This is a genomic window from Neobacillus ginsengisoli, from assembly GCF_030813055.1.
In genome coordinates this window covers 541,523-561,736 of the sequence record NZ_JAUSTW010000001.1, presented here as the reverse complement: position 1 = coordinate 561,736, position 20,214 = coordinate 541,523, and the positions used below count along the sequence as shown (strand labels likewise).

Sequence of the window (20,214 nt, the reverse complement as noted above, 5' to 3'; positions counted from 1 at the left end):
ATAGCCAACACGAAAGTCTCGATTTCTAAAGCGCGACCGTCTCTTTCAGTCCAGGCAATCGATATGAAATCATTTTTTCGGTTTGCTCAATACCTAAGAGTTCACAAACGAGCGGTGCAAAAGCCAATTGTGGAACGACTTCCTCGTGAAATCCCGTTTCAATTCTTGAGCTGATGATGAAAAGTGGTACGTCACGTTCACCATTTGTTATGCCACCATGGTTGCCGTATTCACTCATGCCATGGTCAGAGGTAATTAAAATATGGTAACCTGCTTTCATCCAAATAGGTAGAAGCTGTGCTAACAAGCTGCCCATTTTTAAAATTTGCTCACGATATTCTTTAGATTCCGAGCCGTAATTTTCCCCTTTTACATCCACTCCCATAGGATGAATGTATAGAAAGTCCGGATCATACTTTCTGCGCAAAGCCTCAGCATCCATCAACACATGACTGTCCGGATAGTCATCATCCCAATAAAACTTTCCGTATTGAATTGGCTTAGACTCATCTTCTTGTTCACGGTCTTCAATAAAATGGAATGGTGCACGATTATAAAGCTCGCTTACCCAGTAATAAGATGCCGTTGCATTTTTCAAGCCATTTTCTTTCGTAAGATGAAAGAGGCTTTTCTCGGTAGATAGACGCACTGTTTGATTTGATGTAATTCCATTCATTGATGCGGGCGTACCTGTCAGTAACACTTCATATAGCGGACGGGAAAGACTAGGAAGCTCCGACTTTACTTTATAAAGTGCCGCCTGATTCGTTTCAACTAGGTGTTGAATAAATCCTAGTGCTTCACACCCCTTATCGTATCGCATGCCATCAACAACAATTGCTATAACTTTATTTGACATTTACTAACACCTCATCCTGCCATAGTTGTGGTAGTGTACTAGCAGTTTTTTCCCAAGCTTTAGGGTCTTGAACAGGTCTTGCATTTTTGTATTGCTCTTTTGGAAGCAGTTTGTCTGCAACTTCATTTGGAAGTTGTACATTACGAATTGGACGAGCAAAGCCTTTCGCCAAGTTAATCTGTCCTTGATCACTTAGGATATATTCTCTAGCCGCCATCGCAGCATATGGATGTTTTGCATATTTATTGATGATGGTTGTATAACCACTTACTACTGAACCTTCTTTTGGAATGCATACGTCAAATTGGTTACGATTGATTTGAGTAGCATAACTTAGTGCATTGAAATCCCATACAATTGCAACTTCTACTTCGCCTTTTTCAATATTAGCCGGCTTTGCATCTGTCAGACTAAGACGGCCTTGCTTGGCAAGCTTAGCAAAAAAGTCAATCCCTGGTTTAATATTTGTTTCACTACCACCGTAAGCCATAGCAGCAGAAAGTACCCCCATCTGATTCTGTGCACCACGTTGCACATCTCCAATTGTTACCTTGTAATTTCCCTTTAAAATGTCGTCCCAGGATTTTGGGGGGTTTTTTACTAAATTTTTATTCGTTAAAAAGGCAATCGTTCCTTGGTATCCAACAACCCAATTCCCTTTATCATCCTTCGCCCATTGAGGTATTTCATCCCAATGAGATGTTTTATATGGAAGGGCCAATCCTTTTTGTACAGCAATTGGAGCGAAAGAAATCCCCATGTCACCGATATCAGCTGTTGCGTTTTGCTTTTCGGATTCAAACTTAGCAATCTCTTCAGCGCTTGACAAATCTGTATCAGTATGTTTTAAATTATATTTTTTGCTGATATCGTTCCATGTTTGTCCCAAGTTTGCCCATGTATCAGGCATACCAACACTATTAATTTCTCCTTCTTTCTTTGCTTTTGTTTCAATTTCTCCGATGGTTAACTTATTTGGGTCATTTTTGACCGGAGCAGTAGATCCTTCTTTTGTTCCACATCCTGCTAAACCTAGTAAACTTAAACCTAATACTGCAGCTTGAAAAGATCTAATAGATTTCTTGCTCCATTTACGATTCATTAATAATTTCTCCTTTTGATGTTGTTTTTTGTTGATTGTTTACTATTTCATTGTAATTCCTTAATGTAAACTCTATATTAAGGCAATGTTAAAACTTTATATGAAACTTATTTAATTATTTGAAGTAATTTTTCCATTATGAATAAAGGCTAGTCAAAAATGTAGCCTTTTAAAGTGTCCATAAAGTCAAATTTTCTGAACACTGCAATTTAACAAGTAGGTTAAATATTTTTGAGGTTGGGTTATGTACATAAATTCATCCTTTATTCCATTGTTCAGGTAGTCATTTCAGAATTAACTGGGTAACAAATTATGCTTTCTTCCGATTTAGATGAAAACTACAGGTTCTTCACTCCAGATATCAGGAATTGCTTTGACGTGGTCTTCCGGACGTTTTAAATTGGTCGCCAGAGGGGAGGGAAAGACCGTGGCAAACAAAAAAAATGACCTCATGCAACGAGGCCAACAATGTCTTTCCATACAATTTCAATTTCAATATTATTTCCAGTCTTTGTATAAAAAATTGCTTCAATGTAGTCTCTCAAAATGTCATTTGCTTCAACCTCAGAAAGTTGCTCTCCTCCAGTAAGGACTTTTCTAATTTTGTTCAACGTTATCTCCACAAAGTCTAGATGGTTTGATTCCTCTTGGTTCCGAAGCTGTTCTATTTGCTCTTCTAGGCCTTGAATTTGGTCTTTAAGCTGTTTTATTTGCTGTTGAGCTTCAGACTCGGAGAATACCTCCATTATAAAACCATGTTGAACCCTCTTGACGCTTTGCTCAAGTTTTTGGATTTGTTTCCTTTTGGTGTCAATTTCTCCCTCACGGTTCACGATCTTTCCTTTGTCAGCTCCTTTGATCAGCTTAACATATTCCTCCAGCTTATCAGCATATTGACCTAGTTCAGTATAAAAAAGCTTTTCAAACTCGGAGACGTTCGCTCCTTTATTTGGACAAACTGAATATTGAGTCATGTCTCCGTTATATTGACGAGTTTGACAGCTTGAAATTCTTTTTTTATTTCCTCTTGAGGTCTGAAAGGAATGAACCCCTCCACAAATGCCACAAATAATGAGACCAGAGAATTTATGTTTACCAAGTTTCAAGGAGGGAGGTCTGAAGTTCCTTTTCTCTTTAATTGCTTGAACTTGTTCCCAGTCCTCTTGAGATATAAGAGCTTCATGAGTATTCTCAGCCAAAATTTGCTCCTCCTTTTTTGTCTTCTTTGTCACTCTTTTTCCCTCAACTTTTCTTTGAGTAGTTTTTCCATAGAGTGAATGACCAGCGTAAACCGGATTATTAAGGAGTCGAGAAACTCCAGCAGGAGTCCAAATGAGACCAATAGTGGTCACAACATTTTCATGATCAAACTTGAAAGCAATGTCCTTTATTGACAATCCCTCAAGGTAAAGCTTAAACATTTTTTTTATGACTGGAGCGTCCTTACTTGGTTCGAGTTTCTTTGTCTCTTTGTTATACTTATAACCAACTGGATTTTTCTTTCCTAACCAATTCCCTTGTTTTGCTGACTGCCTGGTTCCTCGAACAAGGCGCTTTTTTATTTGTTGGTATTCTGATTTTGCTATTACGGACATAAAGTCTGAAAACATGTCGTCAGACTCGTTTGAAAAGTCAAAGGTTTTTGACGGAGTAACAACGAGAACTCCAGCATTAACTAAGAGCATTTTTATTTGACCAAAGTGAATGACATTCCTTGAAAGTCGGTCAAGGTCAGCAACAACAACAGCGTCAAAATAAAATAGATTGACTTTCTCAAGCATTTTTTGAAGTTCCTCACGTTCCGCAAGGTCTTGACTGGAACCAACCTCTTTGAAAAGCTCCCAGCTCCAGTTGTTTTTCTCACAGAGGTCAATAAGGACTGCTTGTTGACGGTTCATAGTTTCCTCCGTCTCCTCCTCACGACTTTTCCGAACATAGACAGCAACTTTTGAAACTTTCTTTTCGATTTTCACCAGCCCCTTTGTTAATTACAAAGTATATATATTCCTTATTTTGTGATGTTGCAGAATATACTTGAATTGTAAATTAACGAAAGATGCTACCCCTGAGAAAATGAAGGCGGCCGGCCTTGGCGATCATTATGCAAACCATGACGGCGCCTTATTCTATCAAAATGCTTCCGGTGCTCCATGGACAGCCTCATATATTACTGCAAAAGGAGACCCTATTGCTGATTTGTACGAAGATATTGCTGCGGAAGAAAAAGCAAGGGCCACCTATCAATGGTTAATTAATTTAAGTGATGATCCTGATATCAATGACAGTCTACGCTTTCTGCGGGAACGTGAAATCATACATTCTCAACGCTTCCGGGAAGCTGTAGAAATACTAAAAGAAGAACGGGATCGGAAGAAAGTCTTTTAATCTGATAAGAAGCAGTTTGTAACTGCTTCTTATTTTTTTTCGTGATACAGATTTATGTCATATTTATTTTTCATCATTTCAAATACAAGATGCCTGTTTTTCCATTCCTCTTCCTTTTTCCAGTAATCCTTACTTCTGTCGACTATTTCGCATCTTAATTCATGAAATTCCTTTTCAGCTTTATCTTTCTTTTCCTTCAGTAAATTCATCATGCCATACATACCTACAGTAAAAACTAAAAGAGTTAGATTATTTGAGTCATTGACAAATGCGGAAAACATAGCTGCAAATGAATACGAATAAATACTTGCCACGGTTATATACAAATAGGCAAAAAAGATGGATGCCATTATAATTGTTCCCCATATTGACCATATGTGGCGCTTTTTAAATCGGTCAAACTTTTCTTTTCGTTTTCTAACATTTTCAAGCGCTTGCTTCGTGGCCTGGTCTGTATTTTCAAGTAAAAGGATTGGAGAATCCATTTTATCACCCTCCATTTCTTCTAACTATACTTATGAACTTGTCCTTAATAATATGATTTTTGGCAAAAAAAAAGAGACTTTATTCGCCTCTTAGTTATCTAATGGAATCTTCAAAACCTGTCCTTGTTCAAGTTTGTCGCTCTTTAGATGATTTGCATTTTTTATAATATCCATTCCTGTCTGAGAATGGTAGTAAACAATCGCTATATGATATAGTGTCTCATGTGGCTGCACTGTATGATAGACGATTTTTTTGGTAACAGGCGAGTTATTCGTTTTGCTTAAATTGGTATTTGGCCCGGGACTGCTATTCTTGTCTGAATCCGGCCCAATTGGACGATCAATGACATTTGCATCTGTCGGTAGGATAGAAGCCTTTTCACCCGTAGCAGGTTGAGTCTGTGTTGTGGACTCTAAACTCCCATCGGTTGAACTGTTTTCGCCATCACTTTGACTAGTATCCTTTTTTTTTATAGGATTATTTGTACTATTCACCTTTTCGCTATTGTTTTTTTCAAGATTAATTGTTTCATATCCCGCATTATTCGCATCTCCGGATACCTTTTCAGCCCCGCCTATTTTTTTCTCATGAAGGTAGGAAATGACACTAAAACTAATAATCGGAAGGAGGATAAAAATTAATACTAATAATCGGATGATTGGGTATTTCAGTTTCCATTTAATTTTTGGTTGCTTTTGCCGGTGCAATTGTCCTCTTGGAGGCAAACGCTTGCCATCTTCGGTTTTCTCATTAATTTTTTCAATCCGTTGCCTTAATCGTTCCGCCTGATCTCGATATGGTTCCTCTTTATTCATGAAGTACTCCTTCCTGCTCTTCATCACCGTTTATTCGACGACGGTATTTTATATAAATACCTAATAAAAAATCAATGATGAAATGCATAATAATCGTAACCGCTAAATTATTTGTCCACTGATAAATAATTCCGATAAAAAAGCTTAGCAATACGATGTTTAAAAACAAAAACCAATTAAATAGATATCGATAATGAATGATAGCAAAAATAATACTGGCCAGTATCAGTCCAACCTTCGTTTGAATAATACCCCGAAAAAGCAACTCTTCACTTAATGCAACAATTGCTGCTATCATCATGATGTGAAGTATATTTTTATTGCGAAACAGCCTTTCATTTAGACCACCATCATCATAAAAAGATGAAGGAAGCCATTTCATTAAAATTATATCCACGATCACCACTGCCAGCCCCATTGGAATACCTATTGAAATAACCTTAAAATCGAGCCAGTATAAATGATTCAAAAAGGAAAAATGCTCAAATAATAGAATCCCTAAAATGAACGAAATTACTAATAGAATGATTTGTGTCATATACAAATGAAACAGTAATTCTTTATCGGACAATCCGTTGATTAATTCCCTATACCTATATTTCATTCACTCAACCCGCAATTTAATAATATTTTGGCAAGATAATCCTTCCAATTCTCTTCGACAGGTTCACGGAAAATTATATTATTTGTATTTTGATAATCTAAAAATTGCAGACCGCAAAAATCACAGCAGGGATATACCTTATTAGTAATCGGTTCTTCAAAATATTGCAATATAAATTCACGCTTGCAGGAATTCGTATCGATCCAATTTTTCATTTTATAAATATTGTTTTTCTTTACTGCTAGCCTACCATTAACAAATAATTTTAATGCCCTTTGTATATTTCCCAGGTCAATTGATTCCTTTTGTCGATTGTTCAAGAAATCCTGTACAATTCTCCATTGAATGTCCGAAAACCCTCCAATGTCTTTCAGAGGCTCATTTGATTCTAAAAAACCCTTAATACCGTTTGGATTTTGCGTAACCTTAGAGAATAGCCAATCAATTTGCTGTTCTGAAGGTAATTCACCCTCAGCAAGTTGAATTGGAAGCTGTTCATCACCGGGAGCATACAAAAGTATAGCAATACTGGGCGAACCATCCCTGCCGGCTCTTCCGATTTCCTGAAGGTATGATTCCATTTGCATCGGCATATGGTAATGAATAATAAACCGAATATTTTCTTTATTAACTCCCATACCAAATGCACTTGTTGCACAGATCACATCTAATTGATTGTTAATAAATTGCTGCTGAATTAAAATTCTCGTGTCTGGTTCCAATCCACCGTGATAGGCCATTGCACCGTTGATTCCGTTATTCACTAAGAGATTAGCCATCTGTTCCGCAGCCTTTTTACTTGAAAAATAGATAATCCCGGGCTTCTTCAATTTTAAAACAAGTTCGAGTACACGGCTTTGCTTTTCGTGATAATCGGCTATTTTTTCGACATAATAAGCGATGTTTGGACGATCAATCGTTGATTCTACTTTTTTTATTTTTTCTAAATTTAGGGAAAGAATGATATCCTCCCTTACTTTTTTAGTTGCCGTAGCCGTTAGCGCAAGAGTAAGCGGATTTCCCAGCATTTTACGGATTTCGCCCAATTTTGAATAATCCGGTCTAAAATCATATCCCCATTGTGAAATACAATGAGCTTCATCAACGACAAATAATGATATTGAAAGCTCCTGAAGCTTCCTTATAATATAAGAAACCCGCAGCATTTCAGGAGAAATAAAAATAAATTTGTATCTTTTTAGATTTCGAAAAGCACTTTTTCTTTCCCCTTCAGAAAGAAAGGAATTCAAGGCAATAACCCGTTTTTCTCCAAGTTTCATTAATTGTTCTACCTGATCCTGCATTAGAGATAAAAGCGGAGAAACAATTAAAATCTGTTCCTCCAGAATATAACCTGAAAGCTGATAACATAATGATTTACCGGTTCCGGTTGGCAGCATTGCCAATGTATGATTACCTGCCAAAATTGAAGATATAACTTCCTTTTGGCCTGTTTTAAATGCTTGGTATCCAAAGTATTTTTTCAAAAGTTTTTCTAGTTCCATTGTCTATCACCATATTTCGCCAAGACGAGACGAATCTGAAAATAAGAGGCTGCTTCAAGATAATTCCTAATTAGTTTTAGTTGTTTACTTTCCGTTTGCTGTGATATTTCCAATATTCTTTTCTGAATAACGTTATCGACATAATCGTCTATCGAAAAATCATTTACGTTTAATGCGAATTCGACTATGTGATCCTCAATTGTACTTTTCTTTAACCGTCGAAAACCGGCAATTTGTTCAATAGAATAACCCTGTTTCAAAAGAACCCATGTTTTACGTGATGATTGTGTCAATGAATCATCCTGAATAAGTCCCTTTAATAATTCCGGTAATAATTGAGAATGGTTATGAATGTTCTCAACCTTCCTGATCAAAAAGTGGAGAACATTTATAAATTCAATATGATAATCAATAGAATTTATCTTAAATTTTTGGGACATTTGTAAAGGTGTTAATCCAATCTTTTGATATCCGGTTAAACGAAAAACCAAAAAAGAAGGATCGATATTTTTATCCTCTTCAAAACAATCCATTAATTCCGAAAATAGCAATTTGCCTATTTCACTCCTTGGAACATGGAAGTCCTTTAAAGTCGATTTTAGCCAAAAATGAACCTCTTTGTTTTTTTGAATTGGAATATAGTGTGTTTCCTGAAACACTAGATTGGATGTGACCTGAACAAGCAGTGTCAATCTCTCCCAAAATAAATTTGCTGTTTGCTGGTAACTCCACCCATTAATATAGATAGGCAATTGAATTTTTTCTAAATGAATATCCCCTGTTGGTGTTAACAAAAACCGTTGCTCTCCGCACTTTCTAATCAACTTTTTTTCAAAGATTTTCTCAATTATTTTATCAAAGGATTCACGTGTTAAAGATTCTAAAATACGAAAAAATTTCTTTAGTGAAAATAAATGTGCGTCTTGGATGGTTTGCGAAGATTTTTTCCCATTTAATAGATGATAAATGGAGTAAATAGTTCTTTCTCCATTCAATTGTTTTATACAATATAGTATAATGTTTTCTATATTTAGCATTCCACCCCACCACTTTTTTGCGTTTATCGACAAAATCAGCTATTTTTCTATTTTTATTATTTTAACATGAAATGGCCTCACTTGTTGCTTAAAAATGTGGAAGATTCGGGAAAAGCAATAAACAATCCAAGGTTTTAAAAGCATTTTTCTATTGAAAAGTTAATCATACAGTTTTACAATAGTAAATGAGAAATCCGTTTCCATATAACTGTGGTAAACGAGTAAGATTAATTTTTGTTTATTTCATTGGGAGGTATTTAATCATGGCTAAGTACACAATTGTTGACAAAGAGACTTGCATTGCATGTGGTGCATGTGGTGCAGCTGCACCAGATATCTACGATTACGATGATGAAGGCATCGCATATGTAACTCTTGACGATAACGAAGGTATCGTTGAAATTCCAGATGTCTTAATCGATGATATGATGGATGCTTTTGAAGGCTGCCCTACCGATTCTATTAAGGTAGCTGACGAGGCTTTTGATGGCAATCCAACTAAATTCGAATAATCTATTCAGTTAGGCTACTAGCCCTCTCTTTCAATGGAGAGGGTTTTTCATTATTGTAATTTTTTAAAAATAAAAGCAACCAGGCAGATAGAACCTGGTTGCTTTTTAATCTATTAAGCATTTTTTATTATGGAAAATTTATTAATCCATGCTTGCATTCGTATGAAAAGTAACATAAAAATAAATGACATTATCACACCTTTCACGATGTTAAACGGCAGGATAGCCGGTACCACTAAATTTCTCATATCAGGAAATTTCAAAAGAGCCGTATAAGCAGGTAGAATGAAGAAATAATTTAGAATACTCATCATAACCGCCATTGTCAAGGTCCCGACAATTAAGGCAACTGTCATGGCCTTTCTGGTTTTTAATCTGTTATATAAATAATAGGTTGGCAAGATGAACAAGATTCCTGCAAGAAAGTTAGCAATATGGCCAACCGGGATTCCTGTTTGACTTCCTGTCATTAAGTAATTAAGGACATTTTTGAAAAACTCTACTAAAATTCCTGCAACCGGTCCAAAAATTAAGGCGGCGATAAGTGGCGGAATATCACTGAAATCAATAAATAAAAAATTTGGAAATGGCGGCAGTGGAAAATTTAACAGCATTAAGAGATATGCAATACTACTCAGCATTCCGATTGAAACAATTGCTTTGACCTTCATTTTTTTCTTCTTTTTCATTTTCCTCTCTCCTTTTTTGATCCATCAAGTTAGGAAGAGAGGTTCAGCAGTATACAAGTGCCAATGTAAATAAAAAACCCTCAAGAATGTTAACTTGAGGGAGAAAGGCACGCTTAATAAACGTCCAATTAACTAAATTTTTTGAACGTCTGCAGAACCTCCATCTTCTCCCATCCAGACTATACTGTCGGCTTTGGAATCGCACCAAATCCTGCCTAAAAGGCTCGCGGGCTTAAGAGAACACTCTAATACCGCCGATCGGGAATTTCACCCTGCCCCGAAGATAGATCGATATTAAATTACAAATTTATTATACTGGAAAATAGCGGTTCTGTGAAGAAGGAATAAATAACCGCAGACCAGGTTTGTCTGCGGCTTGCTTATTAATTAACAATTAAAATTTGTTTCGGCTTAATAACTTCGGACGTAAGGCGGTTAATTTCTTTAATTTTTTTAACCGTAAGATTATTTTTCTCAGCAATTGATGCTAATGTATCTCCTACTTGGACAATATATTCTTTTCTTTCACCAGCTAATTTATTTCCATTGATCTTATTCGCAGGTCTTTCTTCTGCTATTGGATGAACATGTGAGCTTGCTTCTAAAACATTATTCCCTGCACTTGCGACTCCTCTTTGAACAGAATCACCAACCTCTGCTTTCCCCAGGAGCTTTTCAGGATCAAAAGCATATTTCTTTTCATATGTCCATTCTATTTGATGGGTTTCAAAATGGAGATGAACACCAGTTGCTTGTCCTGTCATTCCCATTTTTCCAATCATAGTACCTCTTTTTATTCCCTGACCTTCTGCAACAAGACGTGTGTTTAAATGGGCATAAACAGTGACTAAATTATTGGGGTGTTTAACAAAAACCACATTACCGTATGTATTTGAAAAATAGGATTTATCAACCACACCATCATCAACAGCAAGGACCGGGGAATCTAATCTTCCTGCGATATCAATTCCTTTATGTTTTCCATGCCTTGTTCCATATGTATCCGAAATTACGCCATCTGATGGCCAAATCCAGCCAACTTTTAAATCGTTTTCATCAGTCATACTAGCTTCAGAATGTTTACCGCCAATAAATAATAAACTGATACAAAGCGCCATTATGATGGCAATTAAAAACCTCTTTATGTAGTCCCGCATTCTTTTCCTCCTTGAATCATATCCTCTCCTACCCACCTTATGTATGACTATTTGCGTTTAGAACTTTTGGCGGGCAAGTTCGGTTAAACATACTTGTTATAATTTGGAGGTAGTCACTTTTTTATTCATAAAAAAAGCTGACCAAAAACAGCAGCCGGTCAGCATCAAGTTAACTCATTGAATATTTCGCAAATTCGGAGCCACAGGAACTTTAATCTTTTTAGTTAAATCAAACCTGCCCACTTGATTTATTGGAGCATTTTCAACCTTTACCATATTAACTCCAAATTCCTTCGCAGTTAATAATAAAGCTTCTAAAGAATAAATCACATTTGGATTATCTTCCATTTTTGTATTTTTATCTATTGTTACAAATAATGTACCATCCTTAATGGCAGTATATTTTAATTGAAATGCCTGATTAAGAGAAGCCTTTAAACCTATTTCCGGCTGGCCTGTTTTCATTGCTTCCAGTGCTGATTTTATGTCTTTAAACATATTTAATGATGGCGCTAACAAGGGGATATCTTTTCCAACCGGTATATAAAATAAATAGGCATGATTTTTATCCGTTTCTATATTCAATTCTTTTTTCTCACCATATTGGCCGAGTTGAATCCCCGGTTGACCATTCGTTGAAAGCTTGATTTTTCTCACTTTACTATTTGATGAAACATCCTTTTTTATAACATTTACAAAATTAATAACACTCGTTTCGCCTTGCATGTATGGATTATTTGCAGGAACATCTACGACAACACTATTCTCTTTATCATCTAATTTAAATGTTGCATTTACGGGATAATAGTCACTTAATCCCCAATCTTTCTCTGTTAACCCGGCCATGTTTTCAGTGAACAATGTTAGCCACGATTTGTCTTTATGACCATGAATAATTGTTGATACAGGGATTAATATTTGTGCCTGCGGGTCCGGAATCCAATAAGTTAATACCGTCCCATTCCCTACTTCTTCATCATATACGGCCGTTTTTAATCCTGTAGATGCGACCATTAGTTTAGACATTTTTGGAATCGATTTCTCCGTTGATTTTGAAGTGGAATCCTGTTTACTTTCCTTCGTTAAGTCTTTATTCTTTTCTGAAAGGCTAAACTTCTTATCTACTGTATATTGTTCTTTTCCTGCTTGGTCCGAGGAATATTGTGGACCGCTCATTAATTTTGGTGCCAATATGAGTATAATAACTAAGACGGCAGCTGTGGCAATCCCGGGTAACAACAGTCTATAATTGCGCTTTTTTAAAGAAAGATTTTGGTAGATGTCACGAGGATTGCGATGATCTTGTATATTTGGCAATTGCCTAAGTAATTCTTCGAGCTGTTTATCGCTCCACTCTGACCTTTTCACTATCCAAACCCTCCTTTTCATAGAGCATCTCCATTTGTTTCTTTAATACCTTTAACGACCTGTGCTGTGTAGTTTTTACTTTGCTTTCAGTCCATCCCAACGCTTGAGACGTCTCAGCAATTGATAGATCTTGTATAAAACGTAAGATAACAACTGCCCTTTGATCCATTGTGCAAAATTCAAGGCAATTATATACCCACTTAATTTCCTCTTTTTGAACGGTAATCTCTTCCGGTATGGGAAACTCATCCCGCACTTGATTGACAGACCAATCAAATTTCTCGAATAATCGTTCTTTCCAGCCTTTTTGCTTGCGGAAATAATCAATTGCAACATTTTTCGCGATGGAAAACAGCCATGTTTTTTCGCTGCTTTTTCCTTCGAATCGATCATATGATTTAAATACACGTATATACACTTCTTGAACAAGATCCTCTGCATGCTCTTTGTTTCTAACCATATAAAATAGAAATTGAAACACGTCATGATGATATTTTTGGTATAGTTCATCGAAAACGGAGTCCATCAATTCCCCTCCCCGTTCATAAAATTAGTCGATATCTATGTATAAAAAGTTTCACCATTTAAATATAGACTTTTATTTGACAAAAAGGAAGCCATTTTTTGGAAAAAATTCTCTCATTGAATTTCCGGCAGTTATAAGAAAATTGAGCTATCAACTAAAAAAACTCATCCATTTCTACGGATGAGTTCTATATAAATGTTCCTCGTGTATCAAGAACAATCGGCACAATTATTCTTTTTTCCCCTATTTTCGAGGAAGAAAAAAGGAAAATGTCGTTCCTTGACCGATTTTGCTTTGAACAGAAATATGCCCCCTGTGAGCTTCAATAATATTTTTTACGATAGCAAGCCCCAGACCTGTTCCTGACCTTCCTCTCGTTCTAGCTTTGTCCGCCTTGTAAAAGCGCTCAAAAACAAAGGGTAAATCTTCTTCAGGAATACCTGAACCTGAATCGGACACTTCAATCATGATACCTTTATCCTCATGATTCACCTCTAACTTAACGGATCCACCCTTTGGTGTATGCCTAATGGCATTATCGATCAAGTTGGTAAGAACTTGCTCAATTCGGTCAGGGTCAAATAAAATTGTCTTCACTTCATCACCAATTATTGTGCTTAAAAGAATCTCATGATCTTTAGCAAGTCCTTGGAATTTATATATAATCCTATTAATAAACGAAGAAAGATGGATTTCTTCAACCGTTAATTGAATATGTCCCGCTTCCATTCTGGCCAGGTCAAGAAGTTCATTTACCAGCCTCCCCATTCGTAAAGATTCATCATAAATGACTCTTGCCATTTCCTTCTTTTCTTCCTGGGTTTCGGCTATGTCATCAACAATTGCTTCGCTATAGCCCTGCAGCATAGAAATAGGAGTTCTTAACTCATGAGAAACATTGGCAATAAAGTCTTTCCTCATCTTATCTAATTGCCTTTCCTCCGTCATATCCCTGAGTACTGCGACAGCACCGCGAATAAAACGATTGCTATAGAGCGGACTCACTAATATTACCCAATGTCGCCCTTGAAGAGAAATCTCTCCGATTTTTTCTTTCTCCGTATCTACTGCCTGCTGAAAAAGCTCCATGACTTTTGACGGAATTGCCTCTGAATCTGAACCAAATCTGCCTTTTTCATAATACCAATATTGCAAAAAACGATCTGCAGGAGGATTTGTGATTAATATGGTCCCATCGCGATTAAAAGTGATTACCCCATCAGCCATACTGCTTAAAATACTGGAAAGCTGTTCTTTTTCTTGGCTTAGTGCATTCATATTAAACTTTAGTTGTCTACCCATTTGATTAAAGGCTGTTGCTAATTCACCAATTTCATCGTGGGTTAGAATCGGAACTTTCGTATCGAATTTTCCTCTTGCCACCTCAAAAGCTGCCTCCCGCATCTTTCTTAATGGAGCCGTAATCCGTGTAGATAAAAAGAAGGCAAAAATAGTGGTAAGGATAATGGCAACACCGGCTACCAGTAAAATAAATTTAGTAGTTGAATGTGTTGCTTCCTGCATAACCGCCAATGATTGGTAAATAAAAACAGCCCCATTTTTTTCCCCTGGAAGATGAAGTGGTACACCAATGATTGAATAATCTGCATTTTTTACATTTCCACTCTGACCAGGTGCGAGGTTAGAAATTTTTTCAACCGTAGTATCTTTGTAAAATACTTTCGATAAATCCGAGTCCTTACGAATATCATTAATCGTTAACTTTTTTGTTTTTTCAGTGTTGGGAGAGTAATAGATTTCATGATCATTTTTTACGATTACCACTTTGGTTACATTATCGATAATTTCCCATGATATTTCTAATCCAAGTGAAAATTTATCACCTGTATGTTCCTCTAAGACATGTGAAATTTTTTCAGCTGTATTAGTTAATGTTTTCTTCGTTTCAACAATATTGTAGTTTTGAAAAAATTCAAGAAGCATCACAGTTAAAATGAACAGTACAAATGACACAAGCAAAAGAATAGTAAACCAAAGTTTACCTACTACACTTCGTAAAAAGGTCATTCATTAACTACCTCGAATTTATAACCCACTCCCCAAACAGTAACAATCATTCTTGCAGCTTGTTCTGAGACTTTGTTTAATTTCTCGCGTAGTCGTTTCACATGCGTATCGACTGTTCGTAAATCACCGAAAAATTCATAATGCCAAACTTCCTTTAACAATTGTTCACGGTCGAATACCTTATCCGGTGCTTTTGAAAGGAAATAGAGCAATTCATATTCTTTTGGTGTTAAGGTGACCTCTTTACCGTCGGCAGTTACCCTATGGGCATCATTATCTATTGTTAAAAAAGGAAAGACAATTACATCCTTGGTTGTCGTTTCCGTTTGTAAATAACTCGTTTGAGATGATCTCCGGAGAAGAGCTTTTACACGTAAAACAACTTCTCTTGGACTAAATGGCTTAACAATATAATCATCCGTGCCAACTTCAAAACCCTGAACACGATTTATCTCTTCACCTTTTGCTGTTAACATAATAACAGGTGTGGCTTTCTTTTCTCTTAATTCACGGCAAACCTCAATGCCGTCTTTTCCAGGCATCATTAGATCGAGTAGAATAACATCGTAATCATTTTCAATTGCTTTCGTTAAAGCCTCATTGCCATCTTCTGCTTCATCGATTGAAAACTCTTCACGCTCTAAATACATTTTTAATAATCGACGAATTCTTTCTTCATCATCCACTACTAAAATTTTAACGTCTTTATCCATTAATAATCCCCCCATGCAGTTATTTTACAGAATGGTTTTATTTATTGCCATGCTTTTTGACAGAAAGCCTACTTAAAAGTGACAAAAATTTGACAATTGCAGCAGATCTCAATTTTTTACTAAAACTAGTTGATTTTTCAAAAAAAGCCTTCACTTATAGTTAAGTGAAGGCTATACAATTAAGAGCCTGCGTAAGAATGGAGGCCGGCAATAACAAGATTTACAGCCACAAGGTTAAACATAATGATCGTAAAACCAATCACGGCAAGCCATGCTGATTTTTCTCCATGCCACCCTTTTGAAAGACGTAAATGTAAAAATGCAGCGTAGAATAAAAAGGTGATTAATGCCCATACTTCTTTAGGGTCCCAGCCCCAGAAACGGGTCCAAGCCATTTGTGCCCAAATCATTGCAAAAATTAATGCCCCCAATGTAAATACAGGGAAACCTATTAATACGGAACGATAACTAATTTCATCAACAAAATCGAGTTTAATGCTTTTGACAAACGGCTGAAGTGCCGCTGCAATTCTCTTTCTTAATATTAAACGAATCAGTCCATATAATACTAATCCGCCCATTATAGACCAAATAACGGTGTTTAATTTCTTTGCATTGATAAGTGCCGGCATTGCAACGAGTGGACGAAAGCCACCTTTTGTCTCTAATTGATACTCATGTGGACCTGTTAGAGCTGGCATCGTGTAATCAACCGTAACTTCATTTTGGTTTTTGTCAATCCATTTAAAACTTTCATGAAAACCCATTCCCGAAAAGGCAGATGCAACAAGGACAAAACCAAGCGTTGTAACCATGGCAAACATAACCATTTCTAACCAGAAGGTCCTCTTGCTCGCTTTCGATTGATCAATGACCTTTACAAGATAAATAAGACCTGCCGCAAAGCTAATCGAAAGGATCGCTTCTCCCATTGCAGCTGTTGTGACATGAATCTTAAGCCAATAACTTTGTAAGGCCGGAATCAATGGAGTAATGTCCCTTGGAAACATACTTGCGTAGGCAATAACCAAAACAGCCACCGGCATCGTAAACAATCCAAGAAGTGCAGTCCGATAAATAAAATAAATAACAATAAATGCACCAACAAGTGCCATTCCAAAAAAGGTTGTAAACTCAAATAAATTACTAACCGGCGCATGACCTGCAGCAATCCATCTAGTGACGAAATATCCCAGTTGGGAAATAAAGCCGACAATCGTTAAAAATACTGCGATCTTCCCCCAACGATTTGTCCCCTTTTTTTCATCGAATTCCTTCTTTGATTTAATTGAACCCCCATAAAATAAAATCGAAACTAAATAAAGAATAAAAGCAATAAACAATAAATTACCACTTAATGTTACCAACTAAACTTCCTCCTAATCCATTTTTTCCGTTTGAAGTTGATCCTCCGGCATATTTAATTTCGTATCGGATAGGACAGTTTCAATTTCACGCTTCAAGCCGTACCAATTCTTGTTTGTATGACCTGCAATCCAGACATCTCCATTTTTGTTTTGAATCCAAATACGGCGATGATTCCAATAAGCACCCTGGATAACACCAATCATAAAAATAATTCCGCCTATAATAATTGCCCATAGTGTTGAATCCTTACGGATAGTTAAACCGGATACATTTTTTGTTTCAATCCCTCTAAAGGACATTTTATATTCATTATTACCGAATGGCTCAATCGTTTGCTTGATTGCAACAAAACTCGTTTCTCCTTTAGGTTTATCAGGGGAAAACATACGGAATACAAAAGCAGGATTATTGGGAATTCGTGATTTTGTCGTTGGTTCCCCGCTCTTGGAAAATTCAAAGTCCGGAAAATAGCTTAGAATTTCAACAGAGTAACCTTTACCCAAATCATATTTTGTCTTTGGGTCATAAAGGTTTATTTTAAGATCACCATAGGATTGGCTTGTCTTTTTATTTGTTAAGGAAAAGGACATTGCATTTAGTTCATCGAGCTTATAATCAACCTGAAAAACTGAATAGCCATTAAAGGTTAGCGGTTGATTCACACGGATTTTGAAGGCTTGCTCCTTTTTTAAATCAGGTTTTTCCCCTGGAAGCCCCTGACCGACTCGCTTATAAAGTACAACATTTGATTGGTAATTTTTTGCAACTTGATTTACTTTACTAAGAGCGCTCTCATATGTTTTGTCCTTGTTTTTATCATAGAGTTGTAGAATAAATTTATCGTTTTTAAGATAATATTGTTCATTTGTTCCGGGAATGACGGCTGTCTCGCCTTCCCTCAGCCACATTGTCTTATCCACATACATTCCGGGAATGGAGCGAAGCAAACAGCCCAATAAAAAAATAATTAAACCTACATGGTTAACATATGGACCCCAGCGGGAAAAACGCCCTTTTTCAGCTAACAAATCTCCATTGTCTTCTCGAACATGGTAACGTCTAGCCTTTAAATGCTCCTTAATGACTGAAAGTTCAGTAACATTTACACCCTTGTTCACACCAAATATACGTTGACGTCTTAAAAATCCTTCATGCCTCGTGACATTTTGAGCTTTTAACGCCTTATATAAGGGTACCACCCTGTCGAGACTGCAAATAACCAGAGAAACCCCAATCATAGCGATTAATAGCATATACCACCAGGAACTATATAAATTTTCAAAGCCTAATTGATAATATAATTTCCCAACCCAACCATACTGCTGCTGATAATACTCGTCTGCAGCAATGGTTGGAGGTATGTACATTTCCTGAGGCAGGATCGTCCCGACAGCTGATGCAATCAAGGTAACAATGATCAACCAAACTCCCACCTTAACCGATGAGAAAAAGTTCCATATTTTATCAATAATAGTTTTATTATATGTTTGTGAGCGGCGTGCACTGCCTTCATAACGCATGTCAAGCAGTTGTTTTTCTTTTTCCTGTTCATCCAGTATTTTTCCGCATGCTTCACACAATACGGTCCCATGCGGATTCACATGCCCACATTCACATTTTACATCTTTCATACTAAAAACTCCCTACAACCTTAAGGTTTAATTTTCTCCATAAAATCCCTAATATTATCTTCAGTTAGCTGACCTGTAAAGTATTTAATGACATTTCCGTTTTTATCAATTAGAAATGTAGCAGGAAGAGGGTCAATACCATAGACATTCATCACTTGTTTATCTTTATCAATCATTATAGGAAAATCAAGTTTATGGCGTGATGCAAATTGGTTTACTGCTATATCGGATTCATTTATATCAACGGCTAGAACCTGTACCCCTTTATCTTTAAATTGATGGTACTGATTATTTATATAGGGCATTTCCGTTTCACATGGCTTACACCATGTTCCCCAGAAATTCAGAAATACTCCCTGGCCTTTATAATCAGATAGGCGATGTTTATTACCTTGCATATCAGTCAAAACAAAATCAGGAGCCTGACTTCCAATAGCAACCTGCTGTTGATCATCTTTTGTTAGATTTGCATATAGCGAATAAGCAACGGCTGCACCAAGAACGATTAATATTACCGTTCTCATTATTAATCGCCGTTTTTTCATAGCTAACCCTCCCGTGAATCTTATAGCATATTTTGTCTAAATTATATCATTTTACAAATCGAGCACAGTGTTTATAAAAGAAACCAAATGTGACACTTTTATGAATTTTTTTTAGACGATTCCATCGCCATTGCCCTAAGCTGCTTTACTTCATGTGGTGTCAGCTCTCTTGCATCACCGGCAGATAAACCATTCAAGGTTAAAAAACCATAACGTTCTCGTTTTAATTTCATTACTTCGTGACCAATCGCTTCAAACATTCTTCTTACCTGACGATTTCGTCCTTCATGAATAACAATCTCAATAATAGATGTTTGTTTTTTCTTATCTAACGAGAGCATTTTTACTTTTGCAGGTGCTGTTTTTCCATCTTCAAGACGAATCCCTTTTTCTAATTTTTTTAGGTTTTCTCGAAGAGGTATTCCTTTTACCTTAGCAACATAAACTTTTTCAATTTCGTTCCTTGGGTGCATCAGTAAGTTTGCAAATTCTCCATCATTGGTTAATAACAATAAACCCGATGTATCATAATCAAGGCGGCCAACAGGGTAAATTCTAATCTTTAGCTCTGAAAAGTAATCCGTCACAACTTTTCTGCCTTTATCGTCGTTGACACTCGAAATGACCCCGCGAGGTTTATATAAAATAAAATAGACAGGTTCTTCTCTTTCAATCTGAATCTCATTTACTTCTACCTTATCGGATGAAGAAACCTTTATACCGAGCTCTTTTACAACTTTTCCATTTACCTTTACTCTACCTTCTTTAATTAATTCTTCTGATTTCCTTCTTGAAGCAATCCCTGCTCGGGCCATTACTTTTTGTAATCTTTCCATATTTCACCTCTAGTAGCTTTATCAAGAAAACCCGGTATGGGAAAACCG

Annotated in this window: 19 protein-coding genes, 1 pseudogene and 1 riboswitch; of the genes and pseudogenes, 2 read left to right on the top strand and 18 right to left on the bottom strand. The window is 36.5% G+C overall.

Going from position 1 to position 20,214, the window contains the following annotated elements:
• Window positions 1-25 precede the first annotated feature (25 nt).
• From J2S10_RS02970 to J2S10_RS02960, 3 genes are all read right to left on the bottom strand, one after another.
• Window positions 26-859 carry an alkaline phosphatase family protein gene (locus J2S10_RS02970; protein ID WP_307404224.1) on the bottom strand — a complete coding sequence of 278 codons (834 nt, stop codon included), beginning with the start codon at window positions 857-859 and terminating at the stop codon, window positions 26-28.
• Window positions 849-1,961, bottom strand: coding sequence for an ABC transporter substrate-binding protein (locus J2S10_RS02965; protein ID WP_307404223.1), 1,113 nt, complete (start codon window positions 1,959-1,961; stop codon window positions 849-851). The genes J2S10_RS02970 and J2S10_RS02965 overlap by 11 nt, the downstream gene beginning before the upstream one ends.
• Before the next feature lie 449 nt (window positions 1,962-2,410).
• Window positions 2,411-3,934 (bottom strand): recombinase family protein, encoded by a 1,524-nt coding sequence (locus tag J2S10_RS02960; protein WP_307404222.1) that lies wholly within the window; start codon window positions 3,932-3,934, stop codon window positions 2,411-2,413.
• 70 nt (window positions 3,935-4,004) lie between these two features.
• Here J2S10_RS02960 and J2S10_RS02955 point away from each other — a divergent pair.
• Window positions 4,005-4,346, top strand: a pseudogene (locus tag J2S10_RS02955) (manganese catalase family protein); the annotation flags it as partial.
• A gap of 29 nt (window positions 4,347-4,375) precedes the next feature.
• On the opposite strand, the gene J2S10_RS02950 reads toward J2S10_RS02955, so the two are convergent.
• The 5 genes from J2S10_RS02950 to J2S10_RS02930 form a co-directional block, all read right to left on the bottom strand.
• The gene (locus J2S10_RS02950; RefSeq protein ID WP_307404221.1) at window positions 4,376-4,831 is read right to left on the bottom strand and encodes a YpbF family protein; all 456 of its coding nucleotides are present in this window, start codon (window positions 4,829-4,831) and stop codon (window positions 4,376-4,378) included.
• A 90-nt stretch (window positions 4,832-4,921) separates the two neighbouring features.
• A complete protein-coding gene (locus J2S10_RS02945; protein WP_307404220.1) occupies window positions 4,922-5,647 on the bottom strand; it encodes a LysM peptidoglycan-binding domain-containing protein in 726 nt (241 codons plus the stop codon).
• Window positions 5,640-6,251, bottom strand: a complete 612-nt coding sequence (locus J2S10_RS02940; RefSeq protein WP_307404219.1) for a CPBP family intramembrane glutamic endopeptidase — start codon at window positions 6,249-6,251, stop codon at window positions 5,640-5,642. The genes J2S10_RS02945 and J2S10_RS02940 overlap by 8 nt, the downstream gene beginning before the upstream one ends.
• Window positions 6,248-7,756 carry a RecQ family ATP-dependent DNA helicase gene (locus J2S10_RS02935; RefSeq protein WP_307404218.1) on the bottom strand — a complete coding sequence of 503 codons (1,509 nt, stop codon included), beginning with the start codon at window positions 7,754-7,756 and terminating at the stop codon, window positions 6,248-6,250. The genes J2S10_RS02940 and J2S10_RS02935 overlap by 4 nt, the downstream gene beginning before the upstream one ends.
• Window positions 7,747-8,793: a YpbB family protein gene (locus J2S10_RS02930; RefSeq protein ID WP_307404217.1), complete on the bottom strand. Its 1,047-nt coding sequence runs from the start codon at window positions 8,791-8,793 to the stop codon at window positions 7,747-7,749. The genes J2S10_RS02935 and J2S10_RS02930 overlap by 10 nt, the downstream gene beginning before the upstream one ends.
• A gap of 263 nt (window positions 8,794-9,056) precedes the next feature.
• On the opposite strand from J2S10_RS02930, the gene J2S10_RS02925 reads away from it, so the two are divergent.
• The gene (locus tag J2S10_RS02925) at window positions 9,057-9,305 is read left to right on the top strand and encodes a ferredoxin (RefSeq protein WP_098574836.1); all 249 of its coding nucleotides are present in this window, start codon (window positions 9,057-9,059) and stop codon (window positions 9,303-9,305) included.
• A gap of 113 nt (window positions 9,306-9,418) precedes the next feature.
• Here the strand turns inward: J2S10_RS02925 and J2S10_RS02920 are convergent, their stop codons facing one another.
• The 10 genes from J2S10_RS02920 to rluB all read right to left on the bottom strand — a co-directional run bounded on the left by J2S10_RS02920 (window position 9,419) and on the right by rluB (window position 20,166).
• Window positions 9,419-9,994, bottom strand: a complete 576-nt coding sequence (locus J2S10_RS02920; protein WP_307404216.1) for an ECF transporter S component — start codon at window positions 9,992-9,994, stop codon at window positions 9,419-9,421.
• Between the two features lie 158 nt (window positions 9,995-10,152).
• Window positions 10,153-10,283, bottom strand: a riboswitch (FMN riboswitch).
• 94 nt (window positions 10,284-10,377) lie between these two features.
• Window positions 10,378-11,151, bottom strand: coding sequence for a peptidoglycan DD-metalloendopeptidase family protein (locus J2S10_RS02915; RefSeq protein WP_307404215.1), 774 nt, complete (start codon window positions 11,149-11,151; stop codon window positions 10,378-10,380).
• A 174-nt stretch (window positions 11,152-11,325) separates the two neighbouring features.
• Window positions 11,326-12,519, bottom strand: a complete 1,194-nt coding sequence (locus tag J2S10_RS02910) for a hypothetical protein (protein WP_307404214.1) — start codon at window positions 12,517-12,519, stop codon at window positions 11,326-11,328.
• Window positions 12,494-13,045 (bottom strand): RNA polymerase sigma factor SigX, encoded by a 552-nt coding sequence (gene sigX / locus J2S10_RS02905; protein WP_307404213.1) that lies wholly within the window; start codon window positions 13,043-13,045, stop codon window positions 12,494-12,496. The genes J2S10_RS02910 and sigX overlap by 26 nt, the downstream gene beginning before the upstream one ends.
• 243 nt (window positions 13,046-13,288) lie before the next feature.
• On the bottom strand, window positions 13,289-15,073 hold the full coding sequence (locus J2S10_RS02900; RefSeq protein ID WP_307404212.1) for an ATP-binding protein: 1,785 nt from the start codon (window positions 15,071-15,073) through the stop codon (window positions 13,289-13,291).
• The gene (locus J2S10_RS02895) at window positions 15,070-15,786 is read right to left on the bottom strand and encodes a response regulator (RefSeq protein ID WP_307404211.1); all 717 of its coding nucleotides are present in this window, start codon (window positions 15,784-15,786) and stop codon (window positions 15,070-15,072) included. The genes J2S10_RS02900 and J2S10_RS02895 overlap by 4 nt, the downstream gene beginning before the upstream one ends.
• Window positions 15,787-15,965: 179 nt before the next feature.
• Complete coding sequence (gene ccsB / locus J2S10_RS02890; protein ID WP_307404210.1) at window positions 15,966-17,153, bottom strand: c-type cytochrome biogenesis protein CcsB; 1,188 nt, start codon at window positions 17,151-17,153, stop codon at window positions 15,966-15,968.
• 12 nt (window positions 17,154-17,165) lie between these two features.
• Window positions 17,166-18,785, bottom strand: coding sequence for a cytochrome c biogenesis protein ResB (resB, locus tag J2S10_RS02885; RefSeq protein ID WP_307404209.1), 1,620 nt, complete (start codon window positions 18,783-18,785; stop codon window positions 17,166-17,168).
• Between the two features lie 20 nt (window positions 18,786-18,805).
• The gene (resA, locus tag J2S10_RS02880; RefSeq protein WP_307404208.1) at window positions 18,806-19,330 is read right to left on the bottom strand and encodes a thiol-disulfide oxidoreductase ResA; all 525 of its coding nucleotides are present in this window, start codon (window positions 19,328-19,330) and stop codon (window positions 18,806-18,808) included.
• Window positions 19,331-19,428: 98 nt separating this feature from the next.
• The gene (gene rluB, locus J2S10_RS02875) at window positions 19,429-20,166 is read right to left on the bottom strand and encodes a 23S rRNA pseudouridine(2605) synthase RluB (protein ID WP_307404207.1); all 738 of its coding nucleotides are present in this window, start codon (window positions 20,164-20,166) and stop codon (window positions 19,429-19,431) included.
• Window positions 20,167-20,214 lie beyond the last annotated feature (48 nt).

Excerpts from the sequence above, each read along its gene's own strand:
- J2S10_RS02965 (WP_307404223.1), bottom strand. The coding sequence starts at position 1,961 with ATGAATCGTAAATGGAGCAAGAAATCTATTAGATCTTTTCAAGCTGCA.
- J2S10_RS02895 (WP_307404211.1), bottom strand. The coding sequence starts at position 15,786 with ATGGATAAAGACGTTAAAATTTTAGTAGTGGATGATGAAGAAAGAATT.
- resA (WP_307404208.1), bottom strand. The coding sequence starts at position 19,330 with ATGAAAAAACGGCGATTAATAATGAGAACGGTAATATTAATCGTTCTT.
- J2S10_RS02920 (WP_307404216.1), bottom strand. The coding sequence starts at position 9,994 with ATGAAAAAGAAGAAAAAAATGAAGGTCAAAGCAATTGTTTCAATCGGA.
- J2S10_RS02915 (WP_307404215.1), bottom strand. The coding sequence starts at position 11,151 with ATGCGGGACTACATAAAGAGGTTTTTAATTGCCATCATAATGGCGCTT.
- J2S10_RS02935 (WP_307404218.1), bottom strand. The coding sequence starts at position 7,756 with ATGGAACTAGAAAAACTTTTGAAAAAATACTTTGGATACCAAGCATTT.
- J2S10_RS02945 (WP_307404220.1), bottom strand. The coding sequence starts at position 5,647 with ATGAATAAAGAGGAACCATATCGAGATCAGGCGGAACGATTAAGGCAA.
- J2S10_RS02930 (WP_307404217.1), bottom strand. The coding sequence starts at position 8,793 with ATGCTAAATATAGAAAACATTATACTATATTGTATAAAACAATTGAAT.
- sigX (WP_307404213.1), bottom strand. The coding sequence starts at position 13,045 with ATGGACTCCGTTTTCGATGAACTATACCAAAAATATCATCATGACGTG.
- resB (WP_307404209.1), bottom strand. The coding sequence starts at position 18,785 with ATGAAAGATGTAAAATGTGAATGTGGGCATGTGAATCCGCATGGGACC.
- J2S10_RS02925 (WP_098574836.1), top strand. The coding sequence starts at position 9,057 with ATGGCTAAGTACACAATTGTTGACAAAGAGACTTGCATTGCATGTGGT.
- J2S10_RS02950 (WP_307404221.1), bottom strand. The coding sequence starts at position 4,831 with ATGGATTCTCCAATCCTTTTACTTGAAAATACAGACCAGGCCACGAAG.
- rluB (WP_307404207.1), bottom strand. The coding sequence starts at position 20,166 with ATGGAAAGATTACAAAAAGTAATGGCCCGAGCAGGGATTGCTTCAAGA.
- J2S10_RS02940 (WP_307404219.1), bottom strand. The coding sequence starts at position 6,251 with ATGAAATATAGGTATAGGGAATTAATCAACGGATTGTCCGATAAAGAA.
- J2S10_RS02900 (WP_307404212.1), bottom strand. The coding sequence starts at position 15,073 with ATGACCTTTTTACGAAGTGTAGTAGGTAAACTTTGGTTTACTATTCTT.
- J2S10_RS02970 (WP_307404224.1), bottom strand. The coding sequence starts at position 859 with ATGTCAAATAAAGTTATAGCAATTGTTGTTGATGGCATGCGATACGAT.